Source organism: Paraburkholderia sp. MM5477-R1, assembly GCF_050436385.1.
GTDB lineage: Bacteria > Pseudomonadota > Gammaproteobacteria > Burkholderiales > Burkholderiaceae > Paraburkholderia > Paraburkholderia tuberum.
Map to the genome: position 1 here is coordinate 2,141,772 of NZ_JBNDMC010000006.1, position 13,880 is coordinate 2,155,651.

The window sequence follows — 13,880 nt, forward strand, 5'->3', positions numbered from 1 at the left end:
GCCGCGCCGCCGCAACACGATGACCGGAAAATCGGGCAGCGCAACGCAGCATCTTTAGGAGCGAGCCATGCAGCTAGGCATGATTGGATTGGGACGAATGGGCGCCGACATGGTGCGGCGCCTGACCAGGGGAGCTCAGCAGTGCATCGTCTACGACGTGCAGCCGGCGGCGGTCGACAGGCTGAAGCAGGAAGGCGTGGCTGGCGCGAGCTCGCTCGAAGACCTCGTCGCGAAGCTCGACAAGCCGCGCGCCGTGTGGCTGATGGTGCCCGCCGCCGTGGTCGACGCGACGCTCGACAAGCTCGTGCCGCTGCTCGAGCCGGGCGACGTCGTGATCGACGGCGGCAACTCCTACTACCACGACGACATCCGCCGCGGCCAGCAACTCGGCGCGCGCCAGCTTCACTACGTGGACGTCGGCACGAGCGGCGGCGTCGCGGGGCGCGAGCGCGGCTACTGCCTGATGATCGGCGGCGAGGCTGAGGTCGTCAAACGGCTTGAACCGATCTTCTCGACGTTGGCGCCCGGCGCGGGCACGCAGAGCGCGACGCCGGGCCGCGCGGCGGGCGCGAGCACCGCTGAGCAGGGCTTTCTGCATTGCGGCCCGCAAGGCGCGGGGCATTTCGTCAAGATGGTTCATAACGGCATCGAGTATGGGCTGATGGCCGCCTACGCCGAGGGTCTGAACGTGCTGCGCCACGCCGACGCCGGCCGGCACGCGCGCGAGGCCGATGCGGAGACGTCGCCGCTGCGCCGTCCCGAGCTGTATCAGTACGATCTGAATCTCGCGGATATCGCCGAGGTCTGGCGGCGCGGCAGCGTGATCGGCTCGTGGCTGCTCGACCTGATCGCCGGCTCGCTCGCCAGCGACACCGAACTGAAAGGCTACGCGGGCCGCGTATCGGATTCGGGCGAGGGGCGCTGGACCGTCACGGCGGCCATCGACGAAGGTGTGCCGACGCCGGTGCTCAGCGCGGCGCTGTTCGCGCGCTTCAGTTCACGCGGAGAAGCCGATTTCGCGAATCGCGTGCTGTCGGCGATGCGGCACGATTTCGGCGGCCACGCGGAAAAACCCGTTGCGCCGGACGGCGGGCTGAAGTAGCCGAGGCCATCCACGCGTGCGCTATCACGCCGACCCGCCGAACCGGCCCGCCGAACTTGCCACAAGGAACCCCGATGCCAGTCACCTCCGCCACGCCGCACGACGTCGTGTTTCTGTTCGATTGCGACAACACGCTGCTCGACAACGATCACGTGCTGCAGGATCTACGCGCGCACATGATGGGCCAGTTCGGCGAAGAGAACAGTGCGCGCTATTGGGAAATCTTCGAGAACCTGCGCACCGAACTCGGTTACGCCGACTACCTCGGCGCGCTGCAGCGCTACCGGACCGAGCATCCACGCGACACGCGCCTGCTGTTGATGTCGTCGTTCCTGATCGAGTATCCGTTTGCGAACCGGCTCTATCCGGGTGCGCTCGACGCGCTGCGGCATCTCGGCAAGCACGGGCCGACGGTGATCCTGTCGGATGGCGACGTCGTGTTCCAGCCGCGCAAGATTTCGCGCTCGGGCCTGTGGGACGAAGTCGACGGGCGCGTGCTGATCTACATCCACAAGGAGCTGATGCTCGACCAGGTGATGGAATGCTATCCGGCGCGCCATTACGTGATGGTCGACGACAAGCTGCGAATTCTGAGCGCGATGAAGAAGGCATGGGGCGCGGAGCTGACCACCGTGTTTCCGCGCCAGGGACACTATGCGTTCGATGCGAAGGAGATCGCGAGCAATCCGCCCGCGGACGTGACGGTCGGGCGGATCGGCGAGTTGGCGGAGCTCGACGTGGACACGCTGTTGCGTAGCGCGAAGGGCAACTAGGCGGCGCCGCGCGCGTGGTGCGGGCGCCGTTTCATGGGTGACATCGCGGGCTCATGCGCCCAGCGCTTTCAGGCGCGCCTGGGTATCGGCCGCGCCCATCCGTGCGGCGGCATCGGCCGCGCCGACGCCGTTCGCGTCGCGCGCATGCGGGTCCGCGCCGTGCGCGAGCAGCAGATCGACGATCGCGGTGCGGTTGAACATCGCCGCGATCATCAGCGCGGTACGGCCATCGGGCGATGCGCCTTCGACGTCGGCGCCATGCGCGAGCAAGGTTTCGATCACCTTGTCGAAGCCCTTGAACGCGGCGCCCGCGATCGGCGTCTGGCCCGCGTCGTTGCGCAGGTTCGCATCGGCGCCCCGGTCGAGCAGCGTGCGCACCGCGTCGACGTGGCCGTGGTAGCTCGCGAGCATCAGCAGGCTGTCGCCGCGCTCGTTGCGCAAATTCGGCGGCACGCCTTTCTCGATGACGGCCGCGAGCATCGTCGCATCGCCGCGCCGCGCGAGGTCGAAGACTTCGCGCGCGAGCGCCTGCAATTCGGGATCGGGTTGCGATGCGGGCGGGTTGTCGGTGCGGTCGGTCAAGGCACTCTCCTTGCGATGAATGAGCGGCGCATTGCCAATGCCGCGCCCGGTCTTTCAGCGAGCATACACATTCCGTGGCGCTCGCGTTCGCACGCTGGCAGCCGCGCCGCTGTGCTAGACGTGGCTGAACAGCTTGACCAGCAGCCCGAATATGCCGATCGGTATGGCGACAGCGAGGCATGTGAACACGAGCGTAAGGACCAGGACCACGAGCACTTTGAGCGCACTGGGAGATGTCGACATGGCGGCCATTGACCTGAGACAGAAAATCACGAAAAGAAAGCAGACAGCGCAAGGAGTTGCAGCACGAATGCCACATTCAGCGCGACATACTGGCAGGGGTAGAAAGCATTCGCTCCCGTTTGAGCAGCTTAGTACATTCGACTCGCACCGCCCGGCTTCGTTTCGAGTGCGCCGCATCATCCGCCAACCAGCCTGACAGTTCTTTTCGAGGAGTGACGCCATGGCCGAAGCAACCTCGCATCCCACCCCACCGGAAGTTCTGGACCCCGATACGCTGCGCAACCTCGATCGCTACTGGCGCGCATGCAATTACCTGTCGGTGGGCATGATCTATCTGCGCGACAACCCGTTGCTGCGCAAACCGCTGAAGGCCGAGCACATCAAGAACCGGCTGCTCGGCCACTGGGGCTCCGACGCCGGCCAGAGCTTCGTGCTCGTGCATCTGAACCGGCTGATCCGCAAACACGATCTCGACGTGATCTTTCTGTCCGGCCCCGGTCACGGCGCCCCCGCGAGCCTCGCGCACTGCTACCTGGAAGGCCACTACTCGGAAATTTATCCGGACCGCAGCGAGGACGAAGCCGGTATGCGGCGCTTTTTCCGGCAATTCTCGTTCCCGGGCGGCATCGGCTCGCATTGCACGCCCGAAACGCCGGGCTCGATTCACGAAGGGGGCGAACTCGGCTACAGCCTGTCGCACGGCTACGGCGCCGCGTTCGACAACCCCGAGCTGATCGTCACCGTGATGATCGGCGACGGCGAAGCGGAAACCGGCCCGCTCGCCACGTCGTGGCATTCGAACAAATTCCTGAACCCGATCCGCGACGGCGCGGTGTTGCCGGTGCTGCATCTGAACGGCTACAAGATCGCCAACCCGACGCTGCTCGCGCGCATTCCGCGTGAGGAACTCGAAGCATTGATGGTCGGCTACGGGCACAAGCCGTATTTCGTCGAAGGCGACGATCCCGACACGATGCATCAGCAGATGGCCGCGACGCTCGAACAATGCATCGGCGAAATTCGCGCGATCCAGCAGCATGCGCGGCAGAACAACGACACCACGCGGCCGCGCTGGCCGATGATCGTGCTGCGCTCGCCGAAGGGCTGGACCGGGCCGAAGGAAGTCGACGGTCACAAGGTGGAAGGCTCGTGGCGCTCGCATCAGGTGCCGGTGGCCGATGCGGTGAGCAATCGCAAGAGTCTGCAGATCGTCGAGGATTGGCTGCGCAGCTACGGCCCCGAAACGCTGTTCGACGCGAACGGCCGGCTCGTCGAAGAACTGCGCGCGCTCGCGCCCGAGGGCGCGCGCCGCATCAGCGCGAATCCGCACGCGAACGGCGGGCTGTTGTGCAAGATGCTCGACATGCCGCCGTTCCGCGACTACGCGGTGGCCGTGAAGAAACCGGCGGCGGCGTATACGTCGCCGACTGCGGTGCTCGGCACGTTCCTGCGCGACGTGATGCGCAACAACATGTCGAACTTCCGGCTGTTCGGTCCCGACGAAACTTCGAGCAACAAGCTGCACGCAGTCTATGAAGCGTCGGGCAAGACCTGGCTCGCCGCGCTCGAACCGGGCGACGCCGACGGCGGCGAACTGTCGCCCGATGGCCGCGTGATGGAAATGCTCAGCGAGCACACGCTCGAAGGCTGGTTGGAAGGCTATGCGCTGACCGGCCGTCACGGACTCTTCGCGACCTACGAAGCGTTCGTGCACGTGATCGACTCGATGTTCAACCAGCACGCGAAGTGGCTCGAAAAAGCCAAGCGCGAGCTCGGCTGGCGGCAGCCGGTGCCGTCGCTCAATCTGCTGATCACGTCGATCGTGTGGCGCCAGGATCACAACGGTTTCACGCACCAGGACCCCGGTTTTCTCGACGTGGTCACCAACAAGAGCCCGGACGTCGTGCGCATCTATCTGCCGCCCGACGCGAACTGTCTGCTGAGCGTCGCCGATCACTGCCTGCGCTCGCGCGACTACGTGAACGTGATCGTGTCCGACAAGCAGCCGCACCTGGACTATCTCGACATGGACGCGGCCGTCACGCATTGCACCAAGGGCATCGGCATCTGGGACTGGGCGTCGACCGATCAGGGCGTCGAGCCGGACGTCGTGATCGCGTGCGCGGGCGACATCGCGACGATGGAAGCGCTCGCCGCCGTGCAGATCCTCAAGGAGCGCTGCCCGACGCTGAAGATCCGCTTCGTCAACGTGGTCGATCTGTTCCGCCTGATGCCCGAGCATGCGCATCCGCATGGACTGTCCGACCGCGATTTCGATTCGCTGTTTACGACCAGCAAGCCGGTGATCTTCAACTTCCACTCGTATGCGGCGCTCGTGCACAAGCTCACGTACAACCGTCAGAATCACGGAAACATGCACGTGCATGGCTATAACGAGAAGGGCAACATCAATACCCCGCTCGAACTCGCGATCATCAACGGCGTCGACCGCTTCACGCTGGCGATCGATGCGATCGATCGCGTGCCGTCGCTGCGCGGCGTCGGCGATCATACGAAGGAGTGGCTGCGCGGGCAGATCATCGAGCATCTCGCGTATGCGCACGAGGAAGGGATCGACAAGGAGGAAATCCGCAACTGGACGTGGAAAGGCTGAGCGACCGCGGTGCGCAAGACGATCGGCGGGTACGCGGCACTGCTTGGCGGCATCGATCTGCTCGTGTTTACCGGCGGGATCGGCGAGCACAGCGCCGAGGTTCGGCGGCGCGTATGCGATGGGCTTGCGTTTCTTGGGCTCGTCGAAAACGATCCGGCGGGCAAGGTGAGAGTGTTGCACACCGAGGAGGAAAGGCAGATCGCGCGGCATTGCCGGCAACTGCTGCAAGCGGGCGGGAGCTGACCCGCCTGACTGAGGTCAGCCCTTGCGGACGACGGTCCGGTCCGCGACTGAGGTGACGCCGAACAGACGCGTCACGTCTTCGAGCATCGCGGCGCGTTGTGCTTCGCGCTGAAGCTCGCCCGACAGCGTGATGCGCCCTCGCGCGACCTTCACGCGCACGGCGCGCGGCGGCACGGCCGAATCCCACGCGAGACGGCGCGCTGCTTCGGCGGCGATCTGCGCGTCGGTCAGGCGGGCAGATTCGCTCGATCTCGAGCTTGTGGACCGCATGGCGTCTCCGCGAAACAGAATGTCGATCAACTCACACTAGCAGATGTGGCGGGTTTTGCCGGCGTGCGCGCTTCGCCGGCAGCGCAGATTCGCTCGCCGCGCCGGGCTCGCCACGTTTATCATAGTGCCCACCTGACAGAACGCGCCGTCCAGCCGCGAACGGCGCGCGCATCTTCCACGAGATCTCGCAATCCCATGAATTCGACTCCCGACGCTCCTTCCCGACCCTCGCTGCGCGCGCTGACCGCGCTCGAAGGACGTGTTCTCGGCGTGCTCGTCGAAAAACAGCACACGGTACCCGACAGTTATCCGTTGTCACTGAACGCGCTGACGCTCGGCTGCAATCAGAAGACCGGCCGCGCGCCGGTGATGAGCGCGACCGAGGCCGAGGTGCTGAGCGCCGTCGACGGCCTGAAACGCCTGAGCCTCGTGTTCGAGGGCAGCAGCAGCCGCGTGCCGCGCTTCGAGCACAACATGAACCGCGTGCTCGGGCTGCCGGGACAGTCGATCGCGCTGCTGACCACGCTGCTGCTGCGCGGCGCGCAAACGGCCGCCGAATTGCGCCTGAACAGCGCGCGCCTGCATGGCTTCGCCGATATTTCGTCGGTCGAGGCGTTCCTCGACGAGCTGGCCGCGAACGATCCGCCTCGCGTCGTCCGGCTGCCGCGCATGTCGGGCGAGCGTGAGAATCGCTGGATGCATCTGTTGTGCGGCGAGCTCAGCATCACCGAAGCCGCGCAGTCCGCGCTCGCCGAGGACGACAGCGTGCCGCTGTCGGCATTCGAGGCGCTGAAGGCCGAGCAGAAGCGTCTCGCCGATGAAGTCAGCCGTCTGCAGGCCGTCGTGCGGCGCATGGCGACCGAGCTGGGCATCAGCGCGGACGATCTGTGATCTGAAACGGAAACGAAAGCGAAGGCGAAGGCGCGCCCCGCCGCCTGTTTCACGCATCACGCCGACGCGGCCTGTCCGCCAGCAACGTGCGCTGCGTGCGATAGAAGATCCGCGGTGGCACGTTCGGCGAGTCTTCGGCGAGACGGTCGAGTTCGGTACGGATCCCGGTGAGGTAGTGCGCTTCGCGCGCATCGGGGTCGCCGGCAAACACCGCTTCGAGCCGCCGACGCACCGCGCCATAGCGCGCACCGGCCGCGCGATGCTTCTCGGCACGCTCCGCATAGCGCAGGAACGTCTGCAACGCGGCCGACAGCGCCGCCGCCACGCTGACGAGCCCAACGACTATCCGCATCTCGATCGACACCGGCGGCGCGCTCAACGACGCGAACACCGCCGTGCCGACGAACGCGGTCAGCGCGGTCACGAGCCAGCCCATGCGGCGCTCGCGCGCCGACAGCAGATCCGCCATGTCGTAATGGCTCATCTGCGATTCGCGTGCGCGGCGAATCCATTTCAACAGCAGCTCGGTTTCGTCGACGGGCGGCTCGTAGGCGGGCAGGGTCGTCATCGTTCAGCGTTCGGCACGCGCATCAATCGTAGGAAAACGAGCTGCCGAACTTCTCGATCCGCTCTAGCGCCATGCCCGAGCCGCGTACGACGCAGGTCAGCGGCGCCTCTGCAACGAACACCGGCAGGCCGGTTTCCTCGGCGAGCAGACGGTCGAGATCGCGCAGCAGCGCGCCGCCACCCGCGAGCGTGATGCCGCGCTCGGCGATGTCCGCGCCGAGTTCCGGCGGCGTCTGTTCCAGTGCGATCTTCACCGACGACACGATCTGGTTCAGCGGATCGGTCAGCGCTTCGAGGATTTCGTTGCTCGACACCGTGAAGCTGCGCGGAATGCCCTCGGACATGTTGCGGCCTTTGACTTCCATCTCCATGACCTCGGAGCCCGGAAACGCGGAGCCGATTTCCTTCTTGATCGCCTCGGCGGTCTGCTCGCCGATCAGCATGCCGTAGTTGCGGCGGATGTAGTTGACGATGGCGTCGTCGAACTTGTCGCCGCCGACGCGCACCGAGCCTTTGTACACAATGCCGCCGAGCGAGATCACGCCGACCTCGGTGGTGCCGCCGCCGATATCGACGACCATCGAACCGGTTGCATCCGACACCGGCAGGCCGGCGCCCGTCGCCGCGGCCATCGGTTCCTCGATCAGATAGACCTGCGAGGCGCCCGCGCTATGCGCGGCCTCCTTGATCGCGCGGCGCTCGACCTGGGTCGAACCGCACGGCACGCAGATGATGATGCGCGGCGATGGCGCAAACAGCCGCGACTCGTGCGCCATCTGGATGAAGCGCTTGATCATCTGCTGGGTGATGTTGAAATCGGCGATCACGCCGTCTTTCATCGGGCGGATCGCCTCGATGTTGCCCGGTACCTTGCCGAGCATCTGCTTCGCTTCGCGGCCCACGGCGAGGATGATCTTCTTGCCGTTCGGCCCGCCTTCCTGGCGGATCGACACGACCGACGGCTCGTCGAGAACGATGCCCTTGCCGCGCATGTAGATCAGCGTGTTCGACGTACCGAGGTCGATTGCCAGGTCGTTGGAAAAGTAGCCGCGCAGAAAACCGAACATGCGTATTCCTGTCTTTGCAAAGGCGGGCGCGTGAGCGCCGCCGGGAGCTTGTCGGGGTCTGCCGCTTGCACGCGGCGGGCGGCCGGAGCGGCCGCGCGACAGCAAGAATAGCAGTTTATCGGCGGGCGCGGCCGCACTATCGTCCGCTATCTGCCGCTCGCCGGCCCCAGCCGCGCCGCGATCGTGCGGCATGCCGCAAGCAGCGGCTCGATGTAAGTGGCTTGCACATCGTCGCGGCGGCGGAAGGTCGGCATGCTGATGCTCACGCAGCCGGCCGCGCGGCCGTCCGGGCCGCGAATCGCGGCGCCGTAGCAGCAGATCGATACTTCGTTCTCCTCGTGGTCTTCCGCGTAGCCGCGTTGCGCGGTCGCGTCGAGCTCGCGGCGCACGGCGTCGAGGTCGGTCAGCGTGTGCTCGGTGAAACGCTCGAGCGGCGCGTTCTTCAGCAGCGCCTCGCGCTCGGCCACGCTGAGTGTCGCCAGATACGCCTTGCCGACCGAACTCGACGTCAGCGACACGCGCGTGCCGATGCGCGATGCCATGCGCACCGCGTGCGGGCTTTCGAGCTTTTCGATGTAGACCATCTCGCCCTGGCTGGGCACCGCGAGGTGGATCGTCTCCGATGTGAAGTCGCGCAACGTCATCAACGCATCGACGGCCGCGAGCCGCAGGTCCGAGCGCTCCCAGCTATGGCTCGCAAGGTTGATCAGGCGCGGTCCGAGGCCGAAGGTGTTGGCGCTGCCGCTCGCGACGATCAGCCCTTCAGCCTGCAAAGCCGCGACGATGCGATGGACGGTCGGGCGTGGATAGCCGCTCGCCGCGCTCAGCTTCGCGACGTTGGGCGGCGTTGGCGCATCGGCGATCAGTTGCAGCACCGCGATGAACTTCGAGAACGCGGCCGCGCCGGCGACGGCCTTGGAGTCGGCTTTGTCGTCGGCGTGCCCGACAGCGTCATGGCCGGCGGCGCCGGCGTGGGAACGGGGTTTGGAAGCGGAACTCGACATCACACAGAGGCAGGGCAGAGCAGGGGTACGCAATTATGCCTTTATCGATGGCGTCGAACGACGGCGGCGCCGCTTCACGCGCCGACTCGATCACGCGACGAGATATCCGCCGTCGACCGGCACGATTGCGCCCGTCATGAACGACGCCGCCGGCGAGCACAGGAACACCGCGACCTGCGCGACTTCCTCCGGCGTGCCCCAGCGACGCAGCGGCGTACGTTCCAGAATCGCCAGCGAGCGGCCATCGTCGTCCTGCAACGCCTGGGTGAGCGGCGTTGCGATCCAGCCCGGCGCGACCGCATTGACGCGAATGCCGTCGGCGGCATAGGCGATCGCGAGTGACTTCGTTAGCTGCGCCACCGCGCCCTTGCTCGCGCTATAAGCGGGCACGAGACCGCCGCCGAAAAAACTCAGCATCGACGCCGTATTGACGATGCAGCCCGCCGACGCCTTCAACGAGTCGCGCGCGGCGGCGCACACGCGCATCGTGCCGTTCAGATTGATATCCATCACGCGTTCGAACACGTCGAGCCGATGTTCTTCGACGCGGCTGATCACGCCGGCGCAGTTGACCACGATGTCGAGACGCTCGAACGCGTTCACCGCGGCCGTGACGGCATTGCCCGAGCGGACATCCAGCGTGACGCGCGCAATCTCGCGATTGAGCGTATCGGGCGTGCCTTCGGGCGGCGGCAAACCAGCCGCCACCGTGTGCGCGCCAAGCTGCGCGAGCGTGTTGGCGATCGCCGCGCCGATACCGGACAAGCCGCCGGTCACGAGCGCGGTCTTGCCTTCGAGGAGCTGGTTCTGGAACGTCATGGGAGAAGCCGCCTCAGGTGGGTTGGGTCTCGATCGAGCTCGCGAGCGGCGCGGGCGCCACTTCCTGGACGACGAACAGATAGACGAGCGCCGCCGCGAACGCGACGGCCGCGCTGATCAGCAGCGCGTTGACGAACGAATGCGTCCGATCGACGACGATGCCGGTGATCACCGGCGCGAACGAGCCGCCCAGATAGCCACCGAAGTTCTGCATGCTGCCGAGCGACGCCACCAGATGTCGCGGCGCGGCGACGCTGACGAGCGCCCATGCGCTGCCGCTCGACAGGTTCACGAACAGCATCGCGAGCGACACGTAGACGATCGCGAGCGTCGTGCTCGGTGTGTAGGCGGCCGGCACCGTGAATGCGGCGGCGCCGACGAGACCGACGCACAGCGGCCACTTGCGGCTGCGGATCGGCGCCATGCCGCGCTTCAACAGATAGTCGGCGATCACGCCGCTGCTCGCCATGCCGATCGTGCCGAACACATACGGAATCGCGACGAGCCAGCCGGTGTGCGCGATGCTCAGATGACGCTCACGCTCCAGATAGCCGGGCAGCCACGTCAGATAGAGCCACACCATGTAGATCACGCCCATGAAGCCGAAGATCATGCCCCACGTGTTGCGCAGCTTGAACAGCGCGCCCCATTCGGACCAGCTGAGGCCCTGCGGATTCTCCTGGCCGGTCGCGCCTTCGTTCAGATGCGCGGTTTCTTCTTCGGTCAGCACGATTTCGCTGCGATTGCGATAGACGAGGTACCACGCGAGCGCGACGACAACGCCGACCACGCCCATGATGACGAACATCGTTCGCCATCCGAAGGAAAGCATCAGCACCGTGAGCAGCGGCGGCGCGATCATCGGCGCAATGGTGGATGACGAGATGAAGGTGCCGATCGGCGTGCCGCGTTCGCGTACCGCGAACCATTCGCTGACGACTTTCGCGCCGGCCGGAAACAGCGGCGCCTCGGCGATGCCGAGCACGACACGCGCCGTGAGGAAGTGATTGAGCGTCTGGATGAAGCCGCCCGCGACCTGGGCGATCGACCACACGAGCATGCCGAGGCCGAGCATCACGCGCGATCCGAAACGGTCCAGCAGCGCGCCGACCGGCAACTGCGCGAACGCATACGACAACGAGAACGCGGACAGCAGCAGCCCCATCTGCGAAGCGGACAGATGCAATTCCTCGCTGACCAGATGATTCGCGATCGACAGCGTGCTGCGGTCGAGATAATTGACGATGCCCGCCACCGTCAGGAAGACGACGGCGACCACCTGGATACGTTTCAGACGCTGCGACTTCTGAAGCATGTTTGTCTCCTGCGCAATGGGTCCTGCTGTGTGGGAATGGTGTTGCCGTGCCTGTCGGTATTGCGGTGTCCTGGCTGTTGGTTCTGTTGGGGGCTTGCGCGGCGTTTTACCGGACGAACTGCTCGACGTGGTCTTCGCCGAGGCCCACCGCCGCGTAGTGCTTGCGGCACATGTCGATCTTCGTGAATACGTCTTCGTAACCGGTGTAGTTCCCGTACGGATCGCAATAGAACATCACGCCGTTGACCTGGAAGTACGTGATCATTTCCTCGACGTCCTCGGGCACATATAACGTATGCGTTTCGCCCGGCGGCTCGTACACGTAGCTGCCTTCGGTCGCGACCCAGTCATGCTCGAGATAACGCCAGCGGCCCTTGAGCACCATGCCGTGCACAGCCTGCGGATGACGATGCCGGCTCAACACACCCGAGCGGCGTACGCGCAGCAGATTCATCCAGTATCCCTGCGACGCATTCAGGCACAGTGGGCGGAACGACACGTTTTCTGCCTGCGGGACCCACACGCGTTCGTCGGTCGGAATCGCGAAGGGCACGACGATTTCCTTTTGCGCTTCCTTCGGGAACGGTAGCTGGTACGGCGTCAGGTCGGATTGATTGGCCTCTGGCATGGGAAATTCCTCGCGAAGTGTGCAGAAAAAAGAAATGTCCACATTATGGATAACAAGTCCACGATATGGTTATTATCCGAACCGCTTTGGGCGGGGTCAATCCTGGGGAAATTACTGGTCAGGCACGATAAAGCGACGCTGCACTCGTTCTCGAATCGCGCGAAAGATACAGATGTTGCTATCTCATAAAAGCCGCACGACACGCAAAAAGCGCCTAAAACAAGGCCTGCGCGCGCATTCTGATCGAACACCATCTTTAAGTCTGCTTTAAGTGGAGGCCACTACATTACGCATCCACCACGTAACCCTCCGCAAGACTCCCTGACTATGACCACCAAAAACTATTGGCGCGGTAGCGCCGCGATCTGCGCTGTCCTCGCAATCGGCGGCGCGTATGCGCTCAGCCATCGCAATGCCGATGCGTCCGTAAACGACGCGCAGGGATCGACGTTGTCGCTGCACGCGGCGGCGGATGTCGTCGGCTCGCGCTCGTCGGCACCGGACTTCTCCAGCATCGTGACGCGCTATGGCCCGGCGGTCGTGCATATCGGCGTGAAACAAGCCGCGTCGGTCGACGAGAACGGTCAACGCAAGAGCGGCGGCGAAGCGCTCGGCTCGGGCTTCATCATCAGCCAGGACGGGTACATCCTGACCAACAATCACGTCGTCGACGGCGCGACCAGCGTGACCGTGAAGCTCACCGACGGCCGCGAATTCCACGCGCGCGTGATCGGCAAGGACAAGGCCACCGACGTCGCCGTCGTCAAGATCGACGCGACCAATCTGCCGACCGTGAAGATCGGCAACCCGGACAGCAGCAAGGTCGGCGAATGGGTCGTGGCGATCGGCTCGCCCTACGGCTTCGACAGCACGGTGACCTCGGGCATCATCAGCGCGAAATCGCGCTCGTTCTCCGACGATAGCCCGATCCCGTTCATTCAGACCGACGTGCCGGTCAACCCGGGCAACTCGGGCGGTCCGCTGTTCAACCTGAACGGCGAAGTGATCGGCATCAACTCGATGATCTACTCGCGCACCGGCGGCTTCCAGGGACTGTCGTTCGCCATCCCGATCGACGCGGCGATGCACGTGAAGGACCAGCTCGTGAGTACCGGTCACGTAAGCCGCGGCCGCATCGGCGTGGGCGTGCAGCCGCTCAGCGCCGACAAGGCCAAGGCGCTCGGCCTCGACTCGACGGGCGGCGCACTGGTCGGCTCGGTCGATCCGAATGGTCCCGCGCACGCAGCCGGTCTGCGCCAGGGCGACGTGATCGTCGGCGTGAACGGCAAGCATATTGGTAACACGACCGAATTGATCGGTCAGGTCGCGCAACTGTCGCCGGGCAGCAAAGCGACGATCAGCGTGTGGCGCAACGGCGGCGAAAGCAAGCTGGCGGTGACGGTGGGCGCGCAGCAAGCGTCGGACATGGCGTCGGCCGCGCCACGCGAAGAGCAGCAGGAACAACCGCAGCAGCAAAACCGTCCGCGTCTCGGCGTCGCCGTGCGTGCGCTGACCCAGGACGAACAGCAGCAAGCGCAGCTGCCGGGCGGCGTGGTGGTGCAGCAGTCCACCGGTCCGGCCGCCGACGCCGGCATTCAGGCGGGCGACATCATCGTTGCCGTCGACGGCAAGGTGATTCACGGCGTCGAGCAACTGCGCCGCATGATCGCTCAGGCGGACGACAGCGTGTCTGTCACCGTGGTGCGCGATGGTGAACAAGCATCGGTCGACGTAACGCTTGGCTGATGAGTAGAACCCGCCG

14 protein-coding genes and 1 pseudogene are annotated in these 13,880 nt (G+C 65.2%); 6 read left to right on the forward strand and 9 right to left on the reverse strand.

Translation table 11 applies throughout. The features are described from left to right. Nucleotides 1–67 precede the first annotated feature (67 nt). Together gnd and OKW35_RS28315 are read left to right on the forward strand one after the other, a co-directional pair. Nucleotides 68–1,102, forward strand: a complete 1,035-nt coding sequence (gene gnd / locus OKW35_RS28310; protein WP_184060167.1) for a phosphogluconate dehydrogenase (NAD(+)-dependent, decarboxylating) — start codon at nt 68–70, stop codon at nt 1,100–1,102. Between the two features lie 74 nt (nt 1,103–1,176). Beyond that, nucleotides 1,177–1,875 carry an HAD family hydrolase gene (locus OKW35_RS28315; protein WP_429553751.1) on the forward strand — a complete coding sequence of 233 codons (699 nt, stop codon included), beginning with the start codon at nt 1,177–1,179 and terminating at the stop codon, nt 1,873–1,875. 51 nt (nt 1,876–1,926) lie between these two features. On the opposite strand, the gene OKW35_RS28320 is transcribed toward OKW35_RS28315, so the two are convergent. Further along, nucleotides 1,927–2,457: an ankyrin repeat domain-containing protein gene (locus tag OKW35_RS28320; RefSeq protein ID WP_429553752.1), complete on the reverse strand. Its 531-nt coding sequence runs from the start codon at nt 2,455–2,457 to the stop codon at nt 1,927–1,929. A gap of 114 nt (nt 2,458–2,571) precedes the next feature. Next, a complete protein-coding gene (locus OKW35_RS28325) occupies nt 2,572–2,700 on the reverse strand; it encodes a hypothetical protein (RefSeq protein WP_260321128.1) in 129 nt (42 codons plus the stop codon). A 220-nt stretch (nt 2,701–2,920) separates the two neighbouring features. Between OKW35_RS28325 and OKW35_RS28330 the strand changes: the two genes are divergently transcribed. Together OKW35_RS28330 and OKW35_RS28335 are read left to right on the forward strand one after the other, a co-directional pair. Then, nucleotides 2,921–5,314, forward strand: coding sequence for a phosphoketolase family protein (locus tag OKW35_RS28330; protein WP_184060173.1), 2,394 nt, complete (start codon nt 2,921–2,923; stop codon nt 5,312–5,314). After that, nucleotides 5,315–5,557 (forward strand): annotated as a pseudogene (locus OKW35_RS28335) (acetate kinase); the annotation flags it as partial. Nucleotides 5,558–5,572: 15 nt separating this feature from the next. Here the strand turns inward: OKW35_RS28335 and OKW35_RS28340 are convergent. Continuing rightward, on the reverse strand, nt 5,573–5,827 hold the full coding sequence (locus tag OKW35_RS28340) for a BON domain-containing protein (protein ID WP_184035143.1): 255 nt from the start codon (nt 5,825–5,827) through the stop codon (nt 5,573–5,575). A gap of 195 nt (nt 5,828–6,022) precedes the next feature. On the opposite strand from OKW35_RS28340, the gene OKW35_RS28345 reads away from it, so the two are divergent. Further along, nucleotides 6,023–6,718, forward strand: coding sequence for a YceH family protein (locus tag OKW35_RS28345; RefSeq protein WP_429553753.1), 696 nt, complete (start codon nt 6,023–6,025; stop codon nt 6,716–6,718). A gap of 49 nt (nt 6,719–6,767) precedes the next feature. On the opposite strand, the gene OKW35_RS28350 is transcribed toward OKW35_RS28345, so the two are convergent. The 6 genes from OKW35_RS28350 to OKW35_RS28375 all read right to left on the reverse strand — a co-directional run bounded on the left by OKW35_RS28350 (nt 6,768) and on the right by OKW35_RS28375 (nt 12,118). Then, complete coding sequence (locus tag OKW35_RS28350) at nt 6,768–7,286, reverse strand: SLATT domain-containing protein (RefSeq protein ID WP_184035137.1); 519 nt, start codon at nt 7,284–7,286, stop codon at nt 6,768–6,770. A gap of 22 nt (nt 7,287–7,308) precedes the next feature. Next, complete coding sequence (locus tag OKW35_RS28355) at nt 7,309–8,352, reverse strand: rod shape-determining protein (RefSeq protein WP_013091688.1); 1,044 nt, start codon at nt 8,350–8,352, stop codon at nt 7,309–7,311. 146 nt (nt 8,353–8,498) lie between these two features. Next, complete coding sequence (locus tag OKW35_RS28360) at nt 8,499–9,356, reverse strand: IclR family transcriptional regulator (RefSeq protein WP_429553754.1); 858 nt, start codon at nt 9,354–9,356, stop codon at nt 8,499–8,501. Nucleotides 9,357–9,446: 90 nt separating this feature from the next. Continuing rightward, the gene (locus OKW35_RS28365) at nt 9,447–10,175 is read right to left on the reverse strand and encodes an SDR family NAD(P)-dependent oxidoreductase (protein ID WP_429553755.1); all 729 of its coding nucleotides are present in this window, start codon (nt 10,173–10,175) and stop codon (nt 9,447–9,449) included. 13 nt (nt 10,176–10,188) lie between these two features. Then, the gene (locus tag OKW35_RS28370; protein ID WP_429493892.1) at nt 10,189–11,490 is read right to left on the reverse strand and encodes an MFS transporter; all 1,302 of its coding nucleotides are present in this window, start codon (nt 11,488–11,490) and stop codon (nt 10,189–10,191) included. 106 nt (nt 11,491–11,596) lie between these two features. Continuing rightward, nucleotides 11,597–12,118 (reverse strand): 2,4'-dihydroxyacetophenone dioxygenase family protein, encoded by a 522-nt coding sequence (locus OKW35_RS28375; protein ID WP_429553756.1) that lies wholly within the window; start codon nt 12,116–12,118, stop codon nt 11,597–11,599. Between the two features lie 327 nt (nt 12,119–12,445). Between OKW35_RS28375 and OKW35_RS28380 the strand changes: the two genes are divergently transcribed. Beyond that, complete coding sequence (locus OKW35_RS28380) at nt 12,446–13,864, forward strand: trypsin-like peptidase domain-containing protein (protein WP_429553757.1); 1,419 nt, start codon at nt 12,446–12,448, stop codon at nt 13,862–13,864. Nucleotides 13,865–13,880: the final 16 nt, after the last annotated feature.